The 22722-nt window shown below is 59.0% G+C and carries 16 protein-coding genes; 6 read left to right on the top strand and 10 right to left on the bottom strand.

Translation table 11 applies throughout. The features are described 5' to 3' along the window. Window positions 1–173: 173 nt before the first annotated feature. The gene (locus AO068_RS11905) at window positions 174–1211 is read left to right on the top strand and encodes an ABC transporter substrate-binding protein (protein ID WP_058408450.1); all 1038 of its coding nucleotides are present in this window, start codon (window positions 174–176) and stop codon (window positions 1209–1211) included. Window positions 1212–1468: 257 nt separating this feature from the next. Here the strand turns inward: AO068_RS11905 and AO068_RS11910 are convergent, their stop codons facing one another. The 6 genes from AO068_RS11910 to AO068_RS11935 all read right to left on the bottom strand — a co-directional run bounded on the left by AO068_RS11910 (window position 1469) and on the right by AO068_RS11935 (window position 8060). After that, window positions 1469–3871, bottom strand: a complete 2403-nt coding sequence (locus AO068_RS11910; protein ID WP_058408451.1) for a TonB-dependent receptor plug domain-containing protein — start codon at window positions 3869–3871, stop codon at window positions 1469–1471. 280 nt (window positions 3872–4151) lie between these two features. Further along, window positions 4152–4553 carry an ExbD/TolR family protein gene (locus tag AO068_RS11915; protein ID WP_002553831.1) on the bottom strand — a complete coding sequence of 134 codons (402 nt, stop codon included), beginning with the start codon at window positions 4551–4553 and terminating at the stop codon, window positions 4152–4154. Between the two features lies 1 nt (window position 4554). Further along, window positions 4555–5283 carry a MotA/TolQ/ExbB proton channel family protein gene (locus AO068_RS11920; protein WP_057420663.1) on the bottom strand — a complete coding sequence of 243 codons (729 nt, stop codon included), beginning with the start codon at window positions 5281–5283 and terminating at the stop codon, window positions 4555–4557. 117 nt (window positions 5284–5400) lie between these two features. Beyond that, a complete protein-coding gene (locus AO068_RS11925) occupies window positions 5401–6231 on the bottom strand; it encodes an energy transducer TonB (RefSeq protein ID WP_058408452.1) in 831 nt (276 codons plus the stop codon). A 735-nt stretch (window positions 6232–6966) separates the two neighbouring features. Beyond that, a complete protein-coding gene (locus AO068_RS11930) occupies window positions 6967–7461 on the bottom strand; it encodes a copper chaperone PCu(A)C (protein WP_031596194.1) in 495 nt (164 codons plus the stop codon). Continuing rightward, on the bottom strand, window positions 7455–8060 hold the full coding sequence (locus AO068_RS11935; protein WP_004658527.1) for an SCO family protein: 606 nt from the start codon (window positions 8058–8060) through the stop codon (window positions 7455–7457). Before AO068_RS11935 ends, AO068_RS11930 begins: the two co-directional genes overlap by 7 nt. Before the next feature lie 394 nt (window positions 8061–8454). Between AO068_RS11935 and AO068_RS11940 the strand changes: the two genes are divergently transcribed. Then, complete coding sequence (locus AO068_RS11940; RefSeq protein ID WP_058408453.1) at window positions 8455–10953, top strand: TonB-dependent receptor plug domain-containing protein; 2499 nt, start codon at window positions 8455–8457, stop codon at window positions 10951–10953. Between the two features lie 17 nt (window positions 10954–10970). Here the strand turns inward: AO068_RS11940 and AO068_RS11945 are convergent, their stop codons facing one another. Beyond that, window positions 10971–11525, bottom strand: a complete 555-nt coding sequence (locus AO068_RS11945; protein WP_005779656.1) for a TetR/AcrR family transcriptional regulator — start codon at window positions 11523–11525, stop codon at window positions 10971–10973. 179 nt (window positions 11526–11704) lie between these two features. Here AO068_RS11945 and AO068_RS11950 point away from each other — a divergent pair, with 179 nt between their 5' ends. Both AO068_RS11950 and AO068_RS11955 read left to right on the top strand, forming a co-directional pair. Beyond that, window positions 11705–12865 (top strand): efflux RND transporter periplasmic adaptor subunit, encoded by a 1161-nt coding sequence (locus AO068_RS11950; RefSeq protein ID WP_058408454.1) that lies wholly within the window; start codon window positions 11705–11707, stop codon window positions 12863–12865. Between the two features lie 33 nt (window positions 12866–12898). After that, a complete protein-coding gene (locus tag AO068_RS11955; RefSeq protein ID WP_058408455.1) occupies window positions 12899–16042 on the top strand; it encodes an efflux RND transporter permease subunit in 3144 nt (1047 codons plus the stop codon). 38 nt (window positions 16043–16080) lie between these two features. Here AO068_RS11955 and AO068_RS11960 read toward each other — a convergent pair whose 3' ends face one another. Both AO068_RS11960 and sfnG read right to left on the bottom strand, forming a co-directional pair. Further along, window positions 16081–17664, bottom strand: coding sequence for a sensor domain-containing diguanylate cyclase (locus tag AO068_RS11960; protein ID WP_058408456.1), 1584 nt, complete (start codon window positions 17662–17664; stop codon window positions 16081–16083). Window positions 17665–17998: 334 nt separating this feature from the next. Next, window positions 17999–19099 carry a dimethylsulfone monooxygenase SfnG gene (gene sfnG / locus AO068_RS11965; RefSeq protein WP_044322159.1) on the bottom strand — a complete coding sequence of 367 codons (1101 nt, stop codon included), beginning with the start codon at window positions 19097–19099 and terminating at the stop codon, window positions 17999–18001. A gap of 322 nt (window positions 19100–19421) precedes the next feature. Between sfnG and AO068_RS11970 the strand changes: the two genes are divergently transcribed. Both AO068_RS11970 and AO068_RS11975 read left to right on the top strand, forming a co-directional pair. Further along, window positions 19422–19757, top strand: coding sequence for a hypothetical protein (locus AO068_RS11970; RefSeq protein WP_058408457.1), 336 nt, complete (start codon window positions 19422–19424; stop codon window positions 19755–19757). Between the two features lie 208 nt (window positions 19758–19965). Further along, window positions 19966–21003, top strand: coding sequence for an LLM class flavin-dependent oxidoreductase (locus AO068_RS11975; RefSeq protein WP_058408458.1), 1038 nt, complete (start codon window positions 19966–19968; stop codon window positions 21001–21003). A 161-nt stretch (window positions 21004–21164) separates the two neighbouring features. Here the strand turns inward: AO068_RS11975 and AO068_RS11980 are convergent, their stop codons facing one another. Continuing rightward, window positions 21165–22490, bottom strand: a complete 1326-nt coding sequence (locus tag AO068_RS11980) for an ammonium transporter (RefSeq protein ID WP_058408459.1) — start codon at window positions 22488–22490, stop codon at window positions 21165–21167. Window positions 22491–22722 lie beyond the last annotated feature (232 nt).

Raw genomic sequence — 22722 nt, forward strand, 5'->3', positions numbered from 1 at the left:
AAAAATTACATTTACTTCTAAGCTAATTATAAAAAATAAGAATATTAAAAATGACTGCCATACAGGTTTCCCAAGCGCATCAGGCGGTCTATTGATATTCGGTAAGGTTATTTAAATAAATTTTTATATAGCGATATGCTCCAGAAAATTCCGTTTCCGTTTTGGAGCCATGCATGTCAAAACCTGCCCCCTTTCTACCCCGTTTCAGCCGCCTGGCAGCGGCCATCGGGCTTGGTGCTGCGCTGTTGACCGGAATGCTGATTGCGCCCGCCAGCGCACAGGCTGAAGGCGAAATTCGCATCGCCGAGCAGTTCGGCATCGTCTACCTGCTGCTCAATGTGGTGCGCGATCAACAATTGATCGAGAAACACGGCAAGCAAGACGGCCTGGAGATCAAGGTGGACTGGACCCAATTGTCCGGAGGTTCGGCGGTCAACGATGCTCTGCTGTCAGGCTCCATTGATGTTGCCGGTGCCGGGGTTGGCCCGTTGCTGACCATCTGGGACCGCACCAAGGACAGGCAGAACGTCAAGGCGGTCGCGTCGCTGGGCAACTTCCCCTATTACCTGGTGAGCAATAACCCCAACGTCAAAACCATCGCCGACTTCACCGAAAAGGACCGCATCGCGGTGCCGGCAGTCAGTGTTTCAGTGCAGTCACGCTACCTGCAGTTCGCCGCCGCGAAACTCTGGGGCGATAAGGAATACGCACGCCTGGACAAGTACACCTTGAGCCTGCCGCACCCGGACGCCGCCGCCAGCCTGATCGCTGGCGGCACCGAGTTGACCGGGCACTTTTCCAACCCGCCTTATCAGGATCAGGAACTGAAAAACCCCAACGTGCATGTAGTGCTCAATACCTATGACCTGCTGGGGCCTAACTCTCCCACCGTACTGTTCGCCACCGAGAAATTTCGCAACGAAAACCCGAAAACCTACAAGGCCTTCATTGAAGCGCTGGCCGAGGCAGAAGCTTTCGTCAGTAACGACATCGGGGCTGCCGCCGACATCTACCTGCGCGTCACCAAAGCGAAGATCGACCGTGCCGAACTGTTGAAGATCATTGATCAGCCGGAGTTTCAGTTCACCATCACGCCGAAGAACACCTACCCGCTGGCCGAGTTTTTGTACCGTGTCGGCGCGATCAAGAACAAGCCGGCGTCGTGGAAGGATTACTTCTTTCAGGATGCCACCCCGTTGCAGGGCAGTTGAGTTCTCGCACTGATCCTTATACGCAACAGTCGCTCGGCGTATAGACAAGTCCGGATGACGGGCTTCTGCCCGGAGGGCGTGGGAGCGAACTTGTTCGCGAAGACGGTGTTGCAGACGATGCATTTTCGTCGATTAAACCTGCCCTTTCGCGAACAAGCGAAGCGTCGCCCGGTCCGCTCCCACGGCCTTCGGCCAGAATCAAGAGCGGACTTGTGTATCACGCGAAGCTTCGACATGACAATCAGCGACAAATCAAATTACCAGTTGTACGTCACCTTGCCGTAGTAAAACGCCCCGCTATACCCGTAAGGCGAGAACGTGCTGTAAGCCAGGTTGCCGCCGCTGGACGAGAAGTCGTTGAGCTTTTCGGGGTACTTGTCGGTGACGTTATCGCCGCCCAGGGTGAAGACCCAGTTCTTGAGTGTGTAGTCTACTGCGAGGTCCAGCAGCCACGCAGCGCTGAAGGTCTGATCGTTGACCTTGTCGGCCTGGTAGCTGGTGAACTCGCCGTAGCGAACCAGGTTGGAATGCAGTGCCCAGTTACCGAACGTCAGATCATTGCCCAGCGTCAGTTTGTGCTGCGGGGTGGTGTCACCCAGCAGACCGATACGCTCCCTGCGATCCACCCGAACCAGATTCACCCCTAACTGATCGAGAATCGCCGGGTTGGCTTTCACGTCGGTGACTTTAGTGTGGTTGTAGTTGTAGCCCACTGTGCTGTTCCAACGGACGCCGTTATCGAACTGGTAGCGGTAATTGGCGACCAGATCGACACCATCGGTGCTGGTGTCTGTGGCGTTGGTGAAATAGCGCGCGCTGGTGTAGTTGATATCACCCACGCCATTGCTGCGCAGGTAGTTGATGGCCGTGTTGTTGAGCACCAGGTTAGAGGACAGCGAGATACGATCCTGAATATCGATGCGATAGACGTCGGCGGTCACAGTCAGGCTGTCCAGTGGCTGGAGCACCAGGCCCAGGCTGTAGTTGCGCGACTTTTCGGGCTTGAGGTCTTCGGCGCCTAACAGTTGCGCAACGTTACTGCCGGCCGGGAACGTGCCCGCTTCCTGAACAGTGTTGCCAATCAGTTGCGACGAGGTGAAGGTGAAATTCTGCTGCGCCAGTGAAGGTGCGCGGAAGCCTGTCGACACGCTGCCTCGCAAGGCCACCTGCGGAGTGAAGTCATAACGCGCCGAGAGCGAGCCGCTGACGTTGGAGCCAAAATCGCTGTAGTCCTCGTGGCGAACGGCAGCCGACACACCGAGCTTCTCGGTCAGGTTGGTTTCCACATCCAGATACTGGGCGAAGTTGTGTCGCGAGTAGCTGCCTGCATCGGCGGCGCGGAAGCCGCCCAGCCCGGAACTGCCGGTCTGAAAATACGACTCGGCCTGCCCCGCCTCGATCTGATAACCCTGGCGCAGGTATTCGGCGCCGAACGCGACCGACACCGGGTAAGGCAGCCATGCCGCGCTGAACTCCCGCGACAGATCGAAGCCAAGTTGCTTCTGATCGTTGGTCAGCGTGCCGTTATCGAACGAGCGCGGCGTATTCAAGCCCAGTGACGTATTGATGGTTTTGGTGCGCAGTTCATAGGTGTTTTTCCCGTAGTTGGCAGACACGTCGTAGTGCCAGTCATCCGCCAGTTCGCCGCGTAACCCCGCTACCAGCGAGGTGTCTTCCAGAGTGCCGTTAATCAGTGGCAGATAACCGTTGGGGTAAATTGCAGCGATATTGTTGGAGGCGTTGCTCGGCCGATAAAACGCGGCAGTTTCACCACGGCGCTTGCTGTAGCCCCCGAAGCTGTAGAACTCCGCTGCATCGTTGAAGCTGTACTCGGCGTTGTATTGCAACTTGCCCTCGTGGGTTTGCGGCTCACCCTGACGGAACACCTGCTGACCGTAAGTCGTGGAGCCTATGCTGGAAGTACGAAGATCATCACCGGCACGGTTGGTGTAGTCGTTGTTGGAGCCTTCACCCGACAGGTTCAACGTGCCGTTGTCGCCCAGCGCGAAACCCGTGTTACCGGACACCTGACGCTGAATCCCGTCGCCCTTCTTGTACTGTCCGTACTTGCTGGAAATCGACCCGCCATGATCGGCGCTCTTGAGGATGATGTTGATCACCCCGGCAATCGCATCGGAACCGTAACGCGCTGAAGCACCGTCGCGCAGCACTTCGATGTGGTCGATGGCGGACAGCGGAATGGCGTTCAGGTCGGCAGGTGCCGAACCGCGTCCCACCGCCCCACCCAGGTTGACGAAGGCCGATGTGTGGCGACGCTTGCCATTGACCAGCACCAGCACCTGATCCGGCGACAGGCCGCGCAATTGCGCCGGCCGGGTCAGCTCGGCACCGTCCACCAGGCTGGGCCGCGGAAAGTTGATCGAAGGGATCAAGCGCGCCAGCACCGTGCCCAATTCGCTGGAGCCGGAACTGCGCAGGCTGTCACCGGAAATCACATCAATGGGCGACAGCGAGGCACTGGCCGTGCGCTCCTGCGCCCTGGTGCCGGTAACGATTACCGTGCCCAGGGTGGATGCGCTTTGGTTGTTTTGTTCATCTGTTGCCTGTGCAGCGTGAGCGCTTGCACTGATGCCTGCGACGCTCAGCAAATTGGCTGAAAAAATCGCCGTGGCCAATACACTCCGCTTGAAATTCCCCATACCACTACCCCTTGAAAATCCTTGATCCAGAAACTCTGTTCTGGTTACAACGAGCGATCCGTGCGGCGGACGGTAGCGATCATTACAGTGTCTGATTGGTGTTCCGGAGGTCCGATGCTTTATAGCTTAATGACATTGATTTAAATTTTTAAATATCAATAAAGAATAAGCATCTACATTTGTGTCCAGACTGAAAAATGCCTGAAACGCGGACAAAAAAAGGCCGCACCTGCCTGAGGATGCGGCCCAAAACTGATGAAGCTGATGGACGAAAAAGCGCTTATTTGGCAGTGATTACCGACAGCTTGGTGATACCTGCGCGTTCGATGGAAGCCATGGCTCGTGCCACTTCGCCGTAATTCACGCCATTGTCCGCCTGCAACTGCACGCGCACGTCAGGGGCCTTGTCCTTGGCCGCCTTGAGGCTGGTTTCCAACAGATCTGGTTGAATTTCATCCTTGTTGATGAACAGCTTGCCCTGCCCGTCGATACTCACCACCAGCGGGTCTTTCTGCTCCACTGGCGCAACCGATTCGGTCTTGGGCAGGTTGATCGGGATCGAGTTGGTCAGCAGCGGCGCGGTCACGATGAACACCACCAGCAGTACCAGCATCACGTCCACCAGCGGCGTGACGTTGATCTCGCTCAGCACTTCATCGGTATCTTGTGTGGAAAAAGCCATCTCAGGACGCCTCCTTCACTTTCTGCCCGGCCTGCCCGCCTGTAGCGCCAGACTTCAGGACCGGATGCAGCAACACGCGGAATGCACTCTTCTGCGCCAGGCTGTAGAAGTCGTGGGCAAAGTCATCCAGGTCAGCAGCGGTCAGCTTCAGGCGCCGCAGGAAGTAGTTGTAGACCAGCACCGCAGGCACGGCGACGGCGATGCCGACACCGGTTGCCACCAGCGCTGCGCCGATCGGACCAGCAACGGTTTCCAGGCTTGCCGAACCGGCAGCACTGATGCCCTTGAGCGCCGACATAATGCCCCAGACCGTACCGAACAGGCCGATAAACGGCGAGGTGCTGCCAATACTGGCGAGAATCGCCAGACCGGTCTCCAGCGAGCGGCGCTCCCGAACGATCTGCTGACGCAGGGCACGTTCAAGGCGGTCCTGATGGTTGATGGAATGACTGAGGTCGTTAGCCTGCGCGCCGTCCGGCACCTGAATGGCGGCGTAACCGGCCAGCGCAACACGAGCAGCAGCGCCGGGCTGTTCCTGGGCCAGTTGCGCGGCCGAATCCAGGCTCGATGCAGCCCAGAATTGCTTGTGGAACTTGCGGTCCTGGGACTTCAGGCGCGAGAACTGCACGCCCTTGAGCAAAGCAAGACCCCAAGTGGCAACGGAGAAGATCACCAGCAGCCAGATGACCGCGTGTTCGATGGATTCAAAAGGCGAAGCAAGTAGGTTCATGGCGCAGCTCTCTTTATGAACGAAGTCTGAACAAGGCATTGGGTGTATCGCGATGCGCCTTTGGTTCAGGTAGCTCGCCGGGTCAATCGAATGTCCTGGTTATTGGAACTTGAAACGTTATTTGATCTTGAAATCAATGGGCACGCTGACCCAGCCGTCCTGAGCGACATCGCCCTGCTTGGCGGGCACAAAGCTCCAGCGCTTCACCGCTGCCAGCGCTGCGTCATCCAATTGATCGCGGCCGCTGCTTTTCTGTATCTGAATCTCGCCGGGCTTGCCGCTGGCCAATACCTGAACGCGTAGCAGAACAGTGCCTTCCCAGCCGCGACGCATGGCCAGCGACGGGTATTCCGGTGCCGGGTTGTGTAGATAGCCAGCGCTGGCAGAAGCCGGAGTTACCGGTTTTGGTGCGGGCGGTGCGGGAGCAGCGGGCGCAGCGACCGGTGGCGCGGGCACCGGTGGTGCGGGTTGCTCGACCGGTTTTGCCACTGGCTTGACGACCGGTTTGACCGCAGGCTTGGGCGGCTGCGGCTTGGGTTTTGGAATCGGTTTGGGCGGTGGCGGCTTGACGGCCAGTTCATCTTCGACCGGGGGCGGCGGCTCGACCACCGGCTGCACGACAGGCTCGGGCGGTGGCGGTGGTGTTTCCACAACCGGCGGTGCGGGCTGAGATAACTCGATGGTCATCGGCGGAACTTCCGGCGGCACGACCGGCAATGCGGGTGTCGGGTTCTGGCTCAACCAATAGATGACCGCGCCATGAAATACCAGCGCCAGTGCACCCAGCAGAATGGCTTCGCGTCGTCCGAGTATGGGTCTGGGGGTGCTTTGCAACCGCGATAACGCCAGAGGCGCACGGAAAGGACGCCCCAGATCGACCAGGTCGCCACTCGGCGTCTGGCGCCAGGGCACATCATGTGCGCTGGCTGCGGTCTGGACATTGCCCATTGATACACTCCTGCATTTTCATTATAAAAATCCAGGTTCTGTTGGTATCAGTCACCTTTCCAAAGTTGATGTGGCAAGGCAATCATCGCTGAAAGAGGCTTGTTCCTGAAAAGAATATTTGGTTCGCTGGTTAGACTTTAAATGAATATATCAATCAGCGCAGACCGTGATGCGAGAGCGTGAGGAACGATAACCTCAACTATCGTGCGACGCAGAGTTGTGACGCGGAGCGTCACGAGAGGCATTCCCACGCTGGAGCGTGAGGAAAGATAGTCGTCAGGTAGATCAACTATCGTGCGACGCTCCGCGTCGCATGCCGTTCTGGACGCTCTGCGTCCTCTCTTGAATTGCAGTGCGGCGCAGAGTTGTGACGCGGAGCTTCACAAGAGGCATTCCCACGCTGGAGCGTGAGGAACGATGGTCGTCAGGTAGATCAACTATCGTGCGACGCTCCGCGTCGCATGCCGTTCTGGACGCTCTGCGTCCTCTCTTGAATTGCAGTGCGGCGCAGAGTTGTGACGCGGAGCTTCACAAGAGGCATTCCCACGCTGGAGCGTGAGGAACGATGGTCGTCAGGTAGATCAACTATCGTGCGACGCTCCGCGTCGCATGCCGTTCTGGACGCTCTGCGTCCGCTCTTGAATTGCAGTGCGGCGCAGAGTTGTGACGCGCAGCGTCATGAAAGGTATTCCCTCAATGGAGCGTGAGGAACGATAGCCGTCAGGTAGATCAGGCTCAATGACCGCTGTGATCACCATGCCCGCTGTGCTCGTCGCTAGTCAGTGACTTCGCAATTGCGGTGACTTGAATCGACTCTTTCACGCCCTTGGCATCTTCCACGGTCAGGGTCAGAGGCACCTGGTCGCCCTCTTTGACCTGCGCGGCCAAACCCATGAACATCACGTGGTAACCGTCGGAATCGAGCATCACCGGTTTGCCGGCCGGCAGGTCGACCGAGTTGACGCGCTGCATGCTCATCACGTCGCCTTTCATGCTCATCTCATGGATCTGCACGGTTTTCGCAACAGGTGAAGCAACGTCGACCAGCTTGCTGTCCGTGTCCGAAGTGATGCGCATGAACGCACCAGTGGCGGACTGGCCTGGCACAGTGGCACGCACCCAGGCGTCATCGACTTTGGTTTCGGCCAGCGCCTGAGCGCTCAGGCCCAGCAGCGAAAGGGTCAGCAACAGAGGCTTTGCGACGTTACGAATCAGAACGGTCATCAGCATACTTCCATCAAAGTGAGCAGATCTTCAGTGCATTGTTGGGCGGACAGCCTGTGCGACAGGCCCAGGCGCAGCACGCCGCGGGTGTCGTAGACATAACTGGTGGCGGTATGCGAGATCGTGTAGGTGTCGCCCAGCGGGACCTTTTCGAAGAATACGCCGAACTCCTTTGCCGTTGCGGCCGTTTCTTCAAGCGTACCGGACAGGGCGACGAAGGTCGGATCGAAAGCCTTCACGTAGGCGTCGATCACCTCGGGCGTATCACGCTCCGGGTCGAGGGTAATGAACACTACCTGGAGGGTCTTGCCCTCTTCGCCCATCAGCTTTCTGATCTGTGCAGCTCGCGCCAGTGCCGTCGGGCAAATGGCCGGGCATTGGGTGAAGCCGAAGAAGATCATCGGCATCAGGCCACGAAAACTCGACAGGGTCTTGACGTTGCCTTGTGCATCCTTGAGTCGGAAGTTGCGGCCAACTATCTCGTTGCTCATGTCTTTGCCGTGCTTGAACGGCAAGGCATTGGAATTGCCGCAGCCAGTCAGCAGGCCAAGGCTCAGCAACGATAGGCCTGTGACCACCTCGCGGCGGGTCGGTTGGTACGTCATGTCTTGCGTCCCCTGGAGGGTTAGGCGCGTGGGTTCTGACACATTCAAAGGCGGCGAATTTACCACCCCAAGGCAACAGGGAATACCGCCAATCCTGTTTCAAACCATGAGCAGGCGTGCAAACGTCGGGCTTATGGGCTGCAATACGTCGTGCGACAAAACAGCACAGGCAGCTTTACCACCCTCAAGTACTGTTACCGAACACCCGTGCGCAACGCTTTAAATGCATATAAAACATATAATAAATAAAAATAATTCAATATTTTTATAATTAACATATAACCAAAAGGCCTTTCACAGGCTCGTTTCATAACCCTATATTCGCCAGCAAACCGACCCTTGCCTTGTGGAGGTGCCCAGAACTTTCTCAGCATTGCCCAAGGATCACTCCGTCATGGCCTTACCCGCTCAAGCTCCCCGCCACGCCCTGCGCAACCCGCTGATCAAAAGCATAGCGCTTGTCGGCCTTGGCCTGATGAACCCCGCTCAGGCCGCCGATGAAACCCTCGACCGTGAGGCCCGGCTGGACAAGGTCACGGTGATTTCCACCGGGGTTCGCGGTACACAGCGCACCGTGACTGAAAGCCCGGCCCCGATTGATATCGTAACCAGCGATCAGTTACTGAAAACCGGTCGCGCCGACCTGACCGAAGCCATCGCCAAACTGCTGCCTTCGTTCAACTATGGCACCAACGTCGCAGGCTATAACTCGACCATCCGCCCGTTGTCCAACCGCAGCCTTGCACCGGCCTACACGCTGGTGCTGGTCAATGGCAAACGCCGCCATAACAGCGCCCTGCCCGCCAATGGCTCGACCGACAGCAGCGGCGCGAACTCGGTGGACATCGACATGATCCCGATCAGCGCGGTGGAGCGGATCGAGGTGCTCAAGGACAGTGCCGCTGCGCAATACGGCTCGGATGCGATTGCCGGGGTGATCAACGTGATTCTCAAATCCAGCGCCGAGGGCGGCCATCTGGGGGTGACGTACGGCAAGCTGTACAGCGGCGAAGGCGAAGTGTCCAAGTTCGAAGGGGACACCGGCTTCGAACTGGGCGACGGCGGCTTTCTGCATCTTTCGGCCGACGCCCGCAGGCGTGGCGATGCCAGCTGGAACGAAAGAGCCACCAATAACGCCTACTTTCCTGGCGACCCTCGAGAGGCGACGTGGGATCGGGTCGGCGTGAAGAATGGCGACCCGCAGATCAAGGCATTCAACCTGGCCTACAACGCCGAATTGCCGCTGGGTGATCAGACCACACTGTATTCCTACGGCACCTATGGGCAGCGTGACGCCATCATCAACAACTACTTCCGCTATCCCAACAGCAACGCCAACATTCCCGAACTGTTTGCCGACGGCTACTACCCGCTGAACAACCTGGACGATACCGACTATCAGTACCTGATTGGCGCCAAGGGTGAAGCGCTGGGCTGGAACTGGGACCTGAGCACTACATACGGGCGCAACAACAACCATCAGTACAGCGACCTGACCATCAACCCGTCGCTGGGACCGGCCTCGCCGACGTCGTTCGACGACCTGGCAACCTATCGATTCGAACAATGGGTCAACAACGTCGACATCACCCGTGCGTTCGACGGGCTGTTTGGCGTGCCGCTGCAAGTGTCCGCAGGGCTTGAACATCGCTGGGAACGGTTCCGGACGTTTTCCGGCGACGCGCAGGCCTATCAGGTAGGCGGCTATCGCTTTCCGGCCACCCTGCCCAATGGCCAGGCCAACCCGCTGGCCGGGCAACTGGCGTCGATTGCCGCCCAGGCCGCAGCGGTCATCTCGCCGCTGGATGCCACCAGCCTGCAACGCAACAACTACGCAGCTTACGTCGATTTCGGTATCACCCCGATAGAACCGTTGTTTGTCGACCTGGCGCTGCGTGCAGAGCATTTCGACGATGACTCGGGCAACACGGTCAGTGCCAAGCTCAACTCGCGCTACGAATTCACCGACACTTTCGCCGTACGCGGCACCGTCGGCACTGGCTTTCGTGCGCCCTCGCTGACCCAGGTCGGCTACAGCATCTCGGACAACCGGGTCGGTGCTGCGCCGGATGGCACCATCGTGCCCGCGGTAACGCGCATCGCGCCGGTCAACTCGGCGCTGGCCCAGGCGCTCGGCGCGACCACCCTGGACCCGGAAAAATCGCGCAATCTGGGCTTCGGCGTGACCTGGCAACCGGCACCGCGCACCAGCCTGACCGCAGACGCCTACTGGATCGAGATCGCCGACCGCATCGCCCGTACCGAAAGCCTGTACGGCCCAGCGCTGGCGCCCATTCTCACGGCTCAAGGTGTGGACACCAGCACCTGGACTTCGTATTACGCCAACGCCTTTGACACTCGCACGCGCGGCCTGGACATCGTCCTCGACCATTCCAGCCAGTACGGTGCATGGGGCAACGTGCGCTGGAGCGCCGGGTTCAACTACAACAAGACCATCATCACCGACGTCAAGGACGCACCGGCAGCCTTGCAGGGCCTGGGCAACAACCCCGGCGGCAGCCTGACCTGGGTCGGCCGGGCCCGCGAAGGCGACCTGACCGATGCCCAACCGAAAACCAAATGGGTGCTGGGCGGTAAATGGACGCTGGGCGATCTGGGCGTGAACCTGCAAACCACCCGCTACGGCAAGGTCAAGACCCTCCAGCAGCTGGAGAGCGGAGATCGCAGCTTCGGGGCCAAGTGGATCACCGACCTGGATGTGTCCTACACCCTCTACGACAACATCACCCTCAGCGTCGGTGGCACCAATATCTTCGATGTGCGCCCGGACAAAAACGCAATTCCTTCCGCCGTTGGACTCAACCTGTACGGCAATTCACCGTTCTATCCGGGCGGTGGCTTCTGGTACAGCAAGATTGCCTATGATTTCTGACGTCTGCACAGACTTGCTTAGCGTGCCGCCGCGCCGTGCAGAAAAAACTGCGTCACCAATGCGCCCATACCGGCGCGAGCCACACGGCCGCGGCGTTCGGCGTCGACCATCCCGGAGAGCAGCGCTGCGAACATTTCGGTAAGGACGGCGGCACTGACGTCGATCCGGAACAGACCTTCATGCTGACCACGCAGGAAAAACGCATCAAGGGCGTCGGAGTAAGGCAACCAGCGGCGCCCTCCGCTGCTTTCATCGAGCGAATCCGGGCGCCACTGAAATACCAGAAAAACCAGCATTTCGCGGTGCATGAGGTGGTTGTCGACCAGTCGCTGAAGCGCTTCCAGCGGCGGAGCATGCTGCAGATCCGCGTCAGCGACCATCTGGTTCATCAGGTCCGAGGCGTGATTGAGCAACAGTTCCACGAGGTTGGCGCGGGTGCCGCAGAAGCGGTTGAGCGTCGCCTTGCTGACGCCAGCGGCTTGAGCAATGTCCTTGAGCGTACCGTTGGAATGGTCAACCAGCGCAACGGCCAGGGCTTTCAGAAATTTGTCGTCAGCAGCAGGTAATTCCATTGGGTACGTCTTCAACTCGTATAAGTGGCAGGCGGCGCATTGTGCAGAAACCTTACCGCGTTCTCAAAGCCTACACACAATTAGTCACTAAAGTCTCACATGAGTCAATATTGACTCATTCTCTTACACAGTAGATCATTCGCGGCTTTAGTGTCTGATGGGCTGCGCCCGGGTGAGCGATGAGTAGTTTGAGCGATTGGCGTGTCATGCCTGCAGTAGCCCTACTGGCAGTGTTCGGTCTGGCCGGGTGCGAGCAGAAACAGCAGCAGGATCACGCGGCATCGACAGCGCCCAAAGAGGTGGAAGCCATCGAGGTCAAAGCCGAATCATTCACTGTCGTCGACGAACTGCCGGGCCGTATCGAACCGGTTCGTGTGGCGCAGGTACGCGCCCGGGTGGCCGGTATCGTGCTCACGCGCAATTTCGAGGAAGGCGCCGATGTGAAAGCGGGCGCGGTACTGTTCCAGATCGACCCGGCACCGTTCAAGGCCGCGCTGTCCAAGGCTCAGGGCGACCTGGCCCGTACAGAAGCCACGCTGTTCGAGACTAAGGCCACGGTCAAACGTTACGAGTCGCTGGTCGAAATCGAAGCGGTCAGCCGCCAGACCTTCGACACCGCCCGCTCGGCGCTGCAAAACGCCATCGCCGCTAAAAAGTCGGCTCAGGCAGATGTCGAAACGGCCCGACTGAACCTGGGCTATGCCACGGTCAAAGCGCCTATTTCAGGGCGCATCGGCCGCGCAATGGTCACTGAAGGCGCGCTGGTCGGTCAGGGCGAAACCACCCTGCTGGCAACCATTCAGCAACTCGACCCGGTCTACGCCGACTTCACCCAGCCGGTCGCCGACGCCTTGCAAATGCGCGCGGCCATTCAGGAAGGTCGCCTGCCCAAGGGTGGCGAAGACGCGCTGTCGCTGAGCGTCGACGGCACTGATTATAAAAGCACCGGCACCCTGTTGTTTACCGACGTTGCAGTAGACCGGACCACCGGCCAGGTGTCGTTACGCGCCCGCTTCGCCAACCCCAAAGGCGTGTTGCTGCCCGGTATGTATGTGCGAGTGCGCACACCGCAGCGGGTCGATGCCAATGCCATCCTCGTCCCGCAACGTGCCGTTCAGCGCTCCAGTGATGGCGCAGCCCGCGTACTGGTGATTGCCCAGGACGGTACGGTCGAAGTCCGCCCGGTCAAAACCGGCGCAATGCAGGATTCGCGCTGGCAGATCACCGAGGGGCTGAAGGCAGGTGAACAGGTTGTCGTCGGCAACATGACCGGGCTCAATTCCGGTGACAAGGTCGTCGCCAAATCGCCCTCCGCCCAGCCGCAATCCAAGTCGCAATAAAGCCGCCTTCAGCGCGATCGAGGATCACCGTTCATGTCTCTGTTCTTTATCAAGCGACCCAACTTTGCCTGGGTGCTGGCCCTGTTCATTCTGCTGGCAGGCCTGATGGCCCTGCCCGCCTTGCCAGTGGCGCAGTACCCTGATGTGGCACCGCCGCAGATCACCATTACCGCTACTTACCCCGGCGCATCCGCGAAAGTGCTGGTCGATTCGGTGACCAGCGTCATCGAGGAAGAGCTGAACGGTGCCAAGGGCATGCTGTATTACGAGTCGACCAGCAACTCGACCGGTAGCGCTGAAATCAATGTGACATTCGTACCGGGCACCAACCCGGACCTGGCACAGGTTGAAGTCCAGAACCGTATCAAGAAAGCCGAAGCGCGTCTGCCGCAGACGGTGCTCAGCCAGGGCCTGCAAGTCGAACAGGCCAGCTCCGGGTTCCTGTTGATCTTTACCCTGAACTACAAGGACGGCTCGGCTACCAAGGATACGGTCGCGCTGGCCGACTACGCGGCCCGCAACGTCAATAATGAAATCAGCCGGGTGAACGGCGTCGGCCGGTTACAGTTTTTCGCCGCCGAAGCCGCAATGCGGGTCTGGATCGATCCGCAGAAGCTGGTTGGTTTCGGGCTCTCCATCGATGACGTGAACGCGGCCATTCGGGCGCAGAACGTGCAAGTTCCGGCAGGCAGCTTCGGCAGCAGTCCGGGCTCATCACTGCAGGAATTGACCGCGACCCTGGCGGTCAAGGGCACGCTGGACAACCCGGAGGAGTTCGGCCGCATCGTTCTGCGCGCCAACGAAGACGGCTCTGCTGTGCATTTGTCCGATGTGGCACGTGTGGCCATCGGCAGTCAGGATTACAGTTTTGAATCGCGCCTGAACGGGCAGCGTGCAGTGGCCGGTGCCGTGCAACTGTCACCAGGTGCCAATGCGATCCAGACCGCCCGGGCAGTCAAGCAGCGCCTCACCGAGCTGTCGGTCAATTTCCCGGAAGGCGTCGAGTTTTCGATACCGTACGACACTTCGCGTTTCGTCGACGTGGCCATCGACAAGGTGATCTACACTCTGATCGAGGCCATGGTGCTGGTGTTCCTGGTCATGTTCCTGTTTCTGCAGAACATTCGCTACACGCTGATCCCGACCATTGTGGTGCCGGTGTGTCTGGCCGGGACCCTGGCGATCATGTACCTGATGGGCTTCTCGGTGAACATGATGACCATGTTCGGCATGGTGCTGGCCATCGGTATTCTGGTCGACGACGCCATTGTGGTGGTGGAAAACGTCGAGCGGATCATGGCCGAAGAAGGCCTTTCTCCGGCAGCCGCAACGGTCAAGGCAATGCAGCAGGTCTCCGGCGCGATTTTCGGTATCACGCTGGTACTGGCCGCCGTGTTTCTGCCATTGGCGTTCATGGGTGGCTCGGTCGGGGTCATCTACCAGCAGTTCTCGCTGTCGCTGGCCGTGTCGATTCTGTTCTCGGGTTTCCTGGCCCTGACCTTTACCCCGGCACTGTGTGCCACGTTGCTCAAGCCGATTCCTGCCGGGCACAGTGAGAAGCGTGGGTTCTTCGGCGGCTTCAATCGGCTGTTCGGTAAATTCACCGACCGTTACGAGCGGGCCAGTTCCAGCATGATCAAACGCGCTGGCCGCTACATGCTGTTGTACGTCGGTATCGTCGGTCTGCTGGGCTTTTTCTACCTGCGTCTGCCGGAGTCTTTTGTGCCCGTGGAAGATCAGGGTTACCTGATCATCGACGTGCAACTGCCGCCCGGCGCGACCCGGGCGCGTACCGACGCCACCGCACAACTGCTGGAAAACTACATGCTGTCACGCGAGGCAACCGGCGCGGTGACCATGCTGCTGGGCTTCAGCTTCTCCGGTATGGGTGAAAACGCCGGTCTGGCGTTCCCGACCCTGAAGGACTGGTCGGAGCGCGGCAAGGGTCAGTCGGCGGCTGAAGAAGCGGCAGCGTTCAACCAGCATTTTGCCGGGCTGGGCGACGGTACGGTGATGGCGGTGACGCCACCGCCCATTGACGGCCTGGGCACCTCGGGTGGCTTCTCGCTGCGCCTGCAAGACCGCGCAGGCCTGGGCCGTGAAGCGTTGCTGGCGGCGCGCAACGAGCTGTTGGGCAAAGCCAACGGCAACCCGAAAATTCTCTACGCGATGATGGAAGGTCTGGCCGAAGCGCCGCAGTTACGCCTAAATATCGACCGCGAAAAAGCCCGTGCGCTCGGCGTGAGTTTCGAGTCGATCAGCAACGCGCTGTCCACTGCATTCGGCTCCTCGGTGATCAGCGATTTCGCCAATGCCGGACGTCAGCAACGTGTCGTCGTGCAGGCAGAACAAAGTTCGCGAATGACTCCGGAAAGCGTACTCAAGCTCTACGTGCCCAACAGCAGCGGCACGCTGGTGCCGCTGGGCGCATTCGTTTCGACGCAATGGGAACAAGGCCCGGTGCAAATCGCCCGCTACAACGGCTACCCCGCGTTCAGGATTTCCGGCGATGCAGCACCGGGTGTGAGTACAGGTGAAGCGATGGCGGAAATCGAACGGATCGTTTCCGAGCTGCCGCAAGGCATCGGCTATGAATGGACCGGCCTCTCCTATCAGGAAAGAGTCGCCAGCGGCCAGGCAGCCGGCCTGTTCGGCCTGGCGCTGCTGGTGGTGTTCCTGCTGCTGGTTGCGCTGTATGAAAGCTGGGCGATTCCGCTGGTGGTGATGCTGATCGTACCCGTCGGTGCGCTGGGCTCCGTGCTGGCAGTGACTGCGGTCGGCATGCCTAACGATGTGTATTTCAAGGTCGGGTTGATCACCATCATCGGGCTGGCAGCAAAAAACGCGATTCTCATCGTCGAATTCGCCAAGGAGCTGTGGGATCAAGGCCATTCGCTGCGTAACGCGGCACTTCAGGCTGCGCGACTGCGCTTTCGGCCGATTGTCATGACATCGCTGGCCTTCATCCTTGGCGTCGTGCCCCTCACGCTGGCGACCGGCGCAGGCGCTGCGAGCCAGCGCGCGATCGGCACCGGCGTCATAGGCGGCATGCTCAGCGCTACACTGCTGGGCGTGATTCTGGTGCCGATATTTTTTGTCTGGGTGCTGTCAGTGTTGCGCCGCAAGCCGCACGTACAGCAGGTTGGTGGCGATGCACAGCTACCCGAGAAACCATAAACGACGAGTGGTCAGCGGGCTGGCGGGCTTCAATCCCGTCACTCCGCCGTTGGCCTGCTGTCGGTTTGCGGGTCCGCCGATGCCTTTACGCGGGTCCAGGCCGGCAGTGTGCTGGTAGCGATTTCCGACGCCACATTCACCCGGTTGCGACCTTGTGACTTGGCGGCATACAGCGCACGGTCGGCAAGTTCGATCAGGCTGCGCTGGTCGAGTTGTCGATCCGTGCCGACGAAGGTGGCAACGCCGAGGCTGACCGTCACGATGCCAAACGGGCTGGCGGGATGCTCGATCTGCTCGTCGCGGATAGCCTGCAGGATGTTCTCGGCCACCTGACGAGCACTCGACTCGTCAGTGCCGGGCAGCACCACCGCGATCTCTTCACCGCCATAACGAGCAGCGACATCACCGGGGCGGCGGATGCATTGTTCGACCACACGGGCCATTGCCACCAGGCACTCGTCACCAGCCAGATGGCCGTAATGATCGTTGTAGCGCTTGAAATGATCGGCATCGATCAGAATCAGTGAGAGCAGGCTGCGCTCGCGTCTGGCACGCTTGAATTCAACCTCCAGAAACTGATCGAATCTTCTGCGATTGGCCAGCCCGGTGAGCTTGTCTTCCGAAGCTATGAACTCCAGGTGCTGATTCAACTGGATGAGGGCTGCCTGAGAATCGAGTAACTGATCTTCCGCACGTATACGGCTGTGAATGTGCCCTATCAGACGGATGCCAAGGCCGACCACCAGCCCGAGCAGCACCAGCATGACCAGAATCGACTGTTTGGTCTGGCCCAGCCAGTCGAGCATGGCCTCTTTCTGGCCCAGCGCGACGACAGTGACAATCGGGTACACGGCGCTGCGCTTGAACGCATAAAAGCGCGCAACGCCGTCGATTCTGGAGACAAACTGAGTGGTGCCAGAGGGTCGATTGCGCTCAGAAGTAAAGATCGGCGTCGATGAGAGGTCACGACCTATTTCCGCTTCCAGGTGCGGATAGCGCACACGCAACTGCCCGGCCGTCGACGTCAGGCTGATGATGCCGGTTTTGCCGACCTGAATATCCGAATAGAACTTCAACAGATGATCGACACCAATGGTCACGACCATCAGCCCGGCAAAACTCGAATCAGGGTGGTTGATGCGCCTGCTGACCGATATGACCCATTCGCCGGAGGCGCGACTGCGAATCGTCGGGCCGATGTAAGGTGCTTTGTCAGGCGTCTGAAGGTGGTGCTGAAAGAACTCGCGCTGGGTGCTGTTGACGCCAATCGCCTTGGGATTGGTTGAAAAGGTGCAAATACCGTCAGCGTTGTACAGCGAAACCGTACCGATTTGCGGCAACGCGCCCATCTCACGGGCAATGACCCATCTGAGACGCTCGATCTGCTCGGGCCCGGCACCGTCTCTTTCGACACGCTCCGTCAGGCCGATCAGCATCAGCTCGCTTTGTTTGAAAATGCCGTCCGTGTAAGTGCTCAGCGCCCCAGCCAGATTAATCGTGCTGGTCTGGATGTTCTCCAGCGTGTTACGGCGCGCGGTCCATGCTTGCCAGGCCATCAACATCACCACGCAGGCGCACACTACGAAGATCAGCCATGACGCAAGCCGAAGGTCGCGTTTCAAAACTTGCCTCCACAACAGGTGAGAACCAGTGCATCTGGTTTTTCTGAAAACCGGACCTGATTGCTCAGGGGCCATCGACAATCCTTTCGCTATCAACTGCCATTGTCGGCAAGCGCTCGGCCGTACCTGAAGGCCTGGCATCAATGAAGCATGCCAGAGAGTGGCATCATAATGCCACGTACAGCGGTCTATTGGTTGATCGGGGTTCAACTTACGCAGACAGGCACGCACTGGATCACAGTGGTGCCTGATTTTCTGGAGGGCTGCTTACTGAAGGGGCTGGAAGCGAAGCTCGCTTACAGGGGCAAGGCAGGACGCTGTTATTGGCGAGGCTTCAGGCCGTTTCGGCGACAGGTTTGCGCAGTGCTGCGGCTTCCAGTTCGCGCACTAAAGGCAATACATGCTCGCCGAAATAGGCGACTTCTTCCTGGAAATGCAGAAATGCGGAAAGTACCAGGTCGACGCCAACGGACTTGAGCTCGACGATGCGCTCGGCAATCTGGCGCGGCGTGCCGATCAAATTGGTCTTGAAGCCATCGTTGTACTGCACCAGATCCTGAAAGGTGGATTTGGCCCAGTTGCCCTCGCCTTCCGGGCTGGCCTTGCCGGCCTGTTTCGCGGCATCACCAAACGCATTGACGGCTTCCGGGTCTGCCTTGTCGACAATTTCGGCCAGCACCGCTCGCGCTTCTTCTTCGGTGTCCCGGGCAATGATGAAGGCATTGACGCCGATTTTCACCGAATGGCCGTTCGCGGCAGCCTTGGCTCGAATGTCATCGACCTGGGCCTTGATGCCTTCGACGGTATTGCCATTGGTGAAATACCAGTCTGACACCCGGGCCGCCATATCCCGCGCAGCACGTGAACTGCCGCCCTGAAAGATCTCTGGATGAGGACGCTGGATCGGCTTGGGTTTGAGGGTGTAATCGTGGAAGCGATAGAAGTCGCCCTTGAAGGTAAAATTGTCGGTGGTCCAGATACCCTTGAGGGCCCGAATGAACTCTTCGGAACGGCGATAGCGCTCGTCGTGCTCCAGCCAGGGCTCGCCAATGGCCTGAAACTCGCCCTTGAACCAGCCGCTGACAATATTGACCGCCACGCGCCCGGCGGTGAGCTGATCAATGGTTGCCAGTTGTTTGGCCGCCACAGAGGGCGTCCACGGTCCTGGCAATATTGCTGCAATGACTTTGAGCTTTTCGGTGGCCGCCAACAGGGCATGGCTGAACGCTACGGACTCATGCTGGAATTCCGCACCGTAACCGGCGGTGAAGCGAATTTGCGTCAGCGCATATTCGAAACCGGATTGCTCGGCGATCTGCGCCAGCTTGCGGTTGTAGTCGATGGTCCAGCTGGTGCGCTGTTCGATCTTGCTGACGACCAGCCCACCGCTGACGTTCGGCACCCAGTACGCAAATTTTATGGAAGATTGGCTCATATCGGCACTCCTCTGACTGCAGGCTTCCCGAGCGCATTAATCGAACGGGCTTGCAGAAGCACAGAGCAGCAACCGTGCCAGACAGTTAAATGACTATAGATCAAAGGGTTGCAGCGTCTGGAGGGTAGCGTCAACTGTTTGCACTTCGGCAGGCTGTCGAAACGCTGTTGCCAGAGCAACAGTACCTGGCCGGGTTACTCACTCACGCAGTGTTAATTGCGCAGAAACAAACCGACGGAAGGCTGACCGCGCAGCTATCCAGAATCAAATGGCTAGGGTATTTTTGGATCCAATGAAACCGCGTTCATCCGCAGGAGCACCGATGAAACTGCATGCCTGTTTTCTGGCCTTGATGATACCAGCGCTGTCGGCACATGCCGAAGGCAAGACCATACCCGTCCCCCATGACCCGACCGGGCAGCACGCGCTGGTGGAGAAAAGCGGCAGCGCCCAAGCGCGCGTCGTCGTTACTCGACGTGAAGGTCTGCTGGGCGTGATCTACTCCAAGCGCGTCTACAACTGCGCCAATCACACAGTGAACCTGGTGGGCACCGGCTCTACCCTGGAGATCATGGAACAGGCTCAGGCCATCAGCGGCATGGGACCGGTGATACGTGACTCCACAGCCGACTATATCGAGTCCGAAGCCTGCAGCTGATCTCGCCCTGATCAAGCACCTCCCCGGCTGAATTCACCACGCCCGAAAGCGCCTCTCATGAGGCGCTTTTTTCGTTTCGGCTGCCTCGCCATTCAGCCAACACGTCGGACGCAAAAAACGCTTGCACGTAAAGTATTACGGTATACCATCAGACAGAAATAACTCACCATGCCCGTGCAGGCAGCAGGATTTAAACGAGGTAAGTGTCATGAAGTTTTCGTTGTTCGTGCACATGGAACGCTGGGATGAAAGTGTCAGTCATCGCCAGCTTTTCGAAGACCTGACCGAGCTGACGCTGATGGCTGAGCAAGGCGGTTTCAGCACCGTATGGATCGGCGAACACCATGCGATGGAATACACCATCTCGCCGAGCCCGATGCCACTTCTGGCGTATCTGGCCGCCAGAACCACGCGCATCCATCTGGGCGCGGGCACCATCATTGCGCCGTTCTGGCATCCGTTGCGGGTGGCGGGAGAATGCGCGCTGCTGGATGTGATCAGCAACGGACGCATGGAAGTCGGCCTGGCACGCGGCGCCTATCAAGTGGAGTTCGACCGCATGGCGGGCGGCATGCCGGCCTCCGAAGGCGGCAAGGCGATGCGCGAAATGGTGCCGGTGGTGCGTGCGCTATGGCAGGGTGACTACGCCCACGACGGCGATATCTGGAAATTCCCGACTTCGACCTCCGTGCCCAAGCCGATCAACACGCCACCCATGTGGATCGCTGCGCGCGACCCTGATTCGCATAACTTCGCCGTGCAGAACGGCTGCAATGTGATGGTCACACCATTGATGAAGGGCGACGAAGAAGTCGTCGACCTGAAGAACAAGTTCGAAGCAGCGCTGGCCAATAACCCTGACGTACCTCGGCCACAACTGATGGTGTTGCGCCACACGCATGTGCATGCTGCGGACAACCCTGAAGGCTGGAAAACCGGTGCTGCCGCCATCGCGAAGTTCTACCGCACCTTCGACGCCTGGTTCGGCAACAAGCAGACGCCGGTGAATGGTTTTCTGGCGCCCAGCCCGGAAGAGAAATTCAAGGAGCGTCCGGAGTTCGAGCTGGAGAATATCCGCAAGAACACCATGATCGGCACGCCGGAAGAGATCATCCCGCGCATCCGTCATTACCAGGAGCTGGGGGTCGACGAGTTCAGCTTCTGGTGCGACAACAGTCTGCCGCACGCCGAGAAGAAAAAATCACTTGAGCTGTTCATCAAGCACGTGGTGCCGGTGTTTCGTTGAGTGTTGAGATGGTCTGAGGAGCACTGAAAATGCTGCTCAGACCACAATATTGATCGTTCCCATGCTCCGCGTGGGAATGCAGTTCGTGACGCTCTGCGTCACACGGCGGTTTTTATGCGCAGTGATGACGGGCAAGACATGACATTGGCACGACAGTTATCTCAATGGTTATAAGCCCGTTCATTATGCTCAGCCAGGTCCAGGCCCATTTCCTCCACTGATTCATGTGCACGCAGGCCGATCAGTGCCTGCACGGCCTTGAGGATGATCCAGCTGACTGCGAAGCAATATACCGTGGTGAACAGCACGCCTTTGATCTGGGCAATCACCTGGGCTCCCACGGTTACGTCCGGCACCAGCCCGCCCATTGCCGGCACGCAGAACACGCCGGTGAGCACTGCACCGATCATGCCGCCGATGCCGTGCAGGCCGAAGACATCGAGGCTGTCGTCGTAACCCAGGCGTTTCTTCAGGACGGTCACGCTCAGGTAGCAGAACACCCCGCACAGCACGCCAATCGCCAGTGCTCCGCCGACTCCGACGTAGGCACACGCCGGGGTGATGCCGACCAGACCCGCCAACGCGCCGCTTGCCAGACCCAGCGCGCTGGGTTTGCCGACCTTGAACCACTCGGTGAACATCCAGCCGAGTATTCCGGCGCAGGCACCCACTTGCGTGTTGAGCATGACGATGCCTGAGGTGCCGTTCAGGCCGCCACCGGAGCCGATATTGAAACCAAACCAGCCGACCCAGAGCATCGCCGCGCCAGCCATGGTCAGGCTCAGGTTGTGTGCAGGCATCGGGGTATTCTGATAGCCCTTGCGTTTGCCAAGCACCAGACACGCCGCCAGTGCCGCGACACCGGCATTGATGTGCACGGCGGTGCCACCGGCAAAGTCCAGCACGCCCCAGTTGTGCATCAGTGCCCCTGCCCCGCCCCAGACCATATGCGCCACCGGCGCATACACCAGGGTGAACCACAGCGCCATGAACAGCAGCGCGGCCGAGAATTTCATGCGTTCGGCAAAGGCTCCGGCAATCAGCGCAGGCGTGATAATGGCGAAGGTCATCTGGAAGGTCACAAACACGCCTTCCGGAATGTCACCGACCAGACTGTCGGGGGTCATGCCGGCCAGAAACGCGCGGCTCAGTCCGCCGACAAAGCTGTTGAAGCTCACCTGCCCTTCGACCATGTTGCTGGTATCCACCACCATGCTGTAGCCGTAGATGACCCACAGTACGCCGACCACTCCGGCAATGCCGAAGCACTGGGTGAACAGCGACAACATGTTCTTGGCCCGCACCAGCCCGCCGTAAAACAGTGCCAGCCCCGGAAGGCACATGAACAGCACCAGCACGGCTGCGGTGATCATCCATGCCGTGCTGCCGGTGTTCAGTACGGGGGCGTCAGTTGCCTGCGCAATCGGAGCAAAGGCACCTAGCGCGAGTAAAGCTGTAAGGGATTTGCCGTGTAGACGATTGACCATGTTCAAAGCTCCCACAAATGAATGGAAAGTGTCTGGCAGCAAGGAAGGTCATCGAGACAGGCGAGGCTCTTCGGCCTCTTGGGGGGGCTAATTCTCGTTCCCACGCTCCGCGTGGTAATGCATTTCGTGACGCTCCGCGTCACACGACGATTCTGTGGTTTCAGGCAGATTGGGGTTCGACTCAGGTCACCTTTTCGCCCCTCGGCGACCTACTTTGATGGGGCCAAAGTAG

Source organism: Pseudomonas sp. ICMP 3272, assembly GCF_001466905.1.
GTDB lineage: Bacteria > Pseudomonadota > Gammaproteobacteria > Pseudomonadales > Pseudomonadaceae > Aquipseudomonas > Aquipseudomonas amygdali.

What these genes read in the sequence shown, in the direction of transcription:
- AO068_RS11905 (WP_058408450.1), top strand. Translation starts at nt 174, where the DNA reads ATGTCAAAACCTGCCCCCTTTCTACCCCGTTTCAGCCGCCTGGCAGCG.
- AO068_RS11910 (WP_058408451.1), bottom strand. Translation starts at nt 3,871, where the DNA reads ATGGGGAATTTCAAGCGGAGTGTATTGGCCACGGCGATTTTTTCAGCC.
- AO068_RS11915 (WP_002553831.1), bottom strand. Translation starts at nt 4,553, where the DNA reads ATGGCTTTTTCCACACAAGATACCGATGAAGTGCTGAGCGAGATCAAC.
- AO068_RS11920 (WP_057420663.1), bottom strand. Translation starts at nt 5,283, where the DNA reads ATGAACCTACTTGCTTCGCCTTTTGAATCCATCGAACACGCGGTCATC.
- AO068_RS11925 (WP_058408452.1), bottom strand. Translation starts at nt 6,231, where the DNA reads ATGGGCAATGTCCAGACCGCAGCCAGCGCACATGATGTGCCCTGGCGC.
- AO068_RS11930 (WP_031596194.1), bottom strand. Translation starts at nt 7,461, where the DNA reads ATGCTGATGACCGTTCTGATTCGTAACGTCGCAAAGCCTCTGTTGCTG.
- AO068_RS11935 (WP_004658527.1), bottom strand. Translation starts at nt 8,060, where the DNA reads ATGACGTACCAACCGACCCGCCGCGAGGTGGTCACAGGCCTATCGTTG.
- AO068_RS11940 (WP_058408453.1), top strand. Translation starts at nt 8,455, where the DNA reads ATGGCCTTACCCGCTCAAGCTCCCCGCCACGCCCTGCGCAACCCGCTG.
- AO068_RS11945 (WP_005779656.1), bottom strand. Translation starts at nt 11,525, where the DNA reads ATGGAATTACCTGCTGCTGACGACAAATTTCTGAAAGCCCTGGCCGTT.
- AO068_RS11950 (WP_058408454.1), top strand. Translation starts at nt 11,705, where the DNA reads ATGAGTAGTTTGAGCGATTGGCGTGTCATGCCTGCAGTAGCCCTACTG.
- AO068_RS11955 (WP_058408455.1), top strand. Translation starts at nt 12,899, where the DNA reads ATGTCTCTGTTCTTTATCAAGCGACCCAACTTTGCCTGGGTGCTGGCC.
- sfnG (WP_044322159.1), bottom strand. Translation starts at nt 19,099, where the DNA reads ATGAGCCAATCTTCCATAAAATTTGCGTACTGGGTGCCGAACGTCAGC.
- AO068_RS11970 (WP_058408457.1), top strand. Translation starts at nt 19,422, where the DNA reads ATGAAACTGCATGCCTGTTTTCTGGCCTTGATGATACCAGCGCTGTCG.
- AO068_RS11975 (WP_058408458.1), top strand. Translation starts at nt 19,966, where the DNA reads ATGAAGTTTTCGTTGTTCGTGCACATGGAACGCTGGGATGAAAGTGTC.
- AO068_RS11980 (WP_058408459.1), bottom strand. Translation starts at nt 22,490, where the DNA reads ATGGTCAATCGTCTACACGGCAAATCCCTTACAGCTTTACTCGCGCTA.